This window comes from Streptomyces sp. CO7 (assembly GCF_053474865.1).
Genome location: NZ_JBRIOU010000007.1, coordinates 115,813 through 117,033 on the forward strand (window position 1 = coordinate 115,813; position 1,221 = coordinate 117,033).

A 1,221-nucleotide genomic window follows, 5' to 3' on the forward strand; every position below is an offset into this window, starting at 1 on the left:
GGGCGGCGGCCAGGAGCAGGACGGCGCCCGCGCCCGCGGCCGGGAACGCCCAGCCCGGGGCGCCGGCTTCGCCGACCGTGTCGCCGGGCCCGTCCCCGAAGTACCGGTCGGCGTACTGCGCGGCCACCCGCCGCTCCTCCGGCTCGCTCTTCCCCGCCGCCTCGAGCGCCGCTACGGGGTTCACCAGGCCGTGGCCCCGGGAGTCGTCGCGCCCGCCCTTCGGCGAGTCCTCGGCGGTGTCCTCGAGCAGCCGCTTGACCTGGGAGGGCGTGAGCTCGGGGTACTCCGACTTCAGCAGCGCCGCCGCCCCCGACACCCACGCGGCCGCCGCGCTGGTGCCCCAGCCCTCGTAGTACTGCCCGTCCGGGTCGGCCGTCACCACGTCCACGCCCGGCGCGCTGACCGTGGCGTACCACCGCCGGGTGGAGAAGTCGGCCCGCCTGCCGTCGCGGTCCACCGCCGTCACCGCGATGACGCCGGGGTAGGCCGCCGGGTAGGAGACCCGGTTGCCGGACTCGCCGCCGTTGCCTGCCGAGGCCACCACGACGACCCCCTTGGCCAGCGCGTACTGCACGGCCTCGTCCTGCTCGGGCTCGGGGTGGGCGGACTTGGAGTCGTCGCCCAGCGAGAGGTTGATGACGTCCGCGCCGTGGTCGACGGCCCACCTGATGCCCTCGGCCAGCGCGTTCGCTCGGGTCCGCCGGGCCTTGGCCAGCTGCGGGTCGCTCTCCTCGAGGATGACCCGCACCGGCATGATCCGGGCCTCCGGGGCGAGCCCCATCACGCCGTCGCCGTGGTTCCAGCCGTGTCCGTGACCGGCGATGATGCCCGCCATGGCGGTGCCGTGGCCCGCCCAGGCGTCGTCGCCCGGCCCGGCGCCGAAGCCGACCAGGTCCTTGCCGGTCAGCACGTTGCCCGCCAGGTCCTCGTGGTCCGCGTCGACCCCGGTGTCCAGCACGGCGACGGTGACGCCCGCGCCGCGCGTGGTCTGCCATGCCTGCTCCGCGCGCAGCTCGCGCAGCGCCCACTGGCCGTCCCGGATCAGGTCGGCGTGCGCCACGGACGCCGGCTGCAGCACCAGCACCGCGCCCAGCACGGCGCCCAGGCCGGCCATGCGGCGGCCGGGACCGGCCACGCGGCGGCGCGGGGCGGCCCGACGCGGGTCCGGGGCGTCCTCGGACGCCGGCCCGCGGCCGCCGGTCGCGCCGGGGCCGTGAGGGG

1 protein-coding gene is annotated in these 1,221 nt (G+C 77.7%); it reads right to left on the minus strand.

The features are described from left to right. A partial coding sequence (gene mycP / locus ACOV8S_RS24360) for a type VII secretion-associated serine protease mycosin (protein ID WP_448320298.1) occupies nucleotides 1–1,114 on the minus strand: 1,114 nt, incomplete at its 3' end. Between the last annotated feature and the right edge of the window lie 107 nt (nucleotides 1,115–1,221).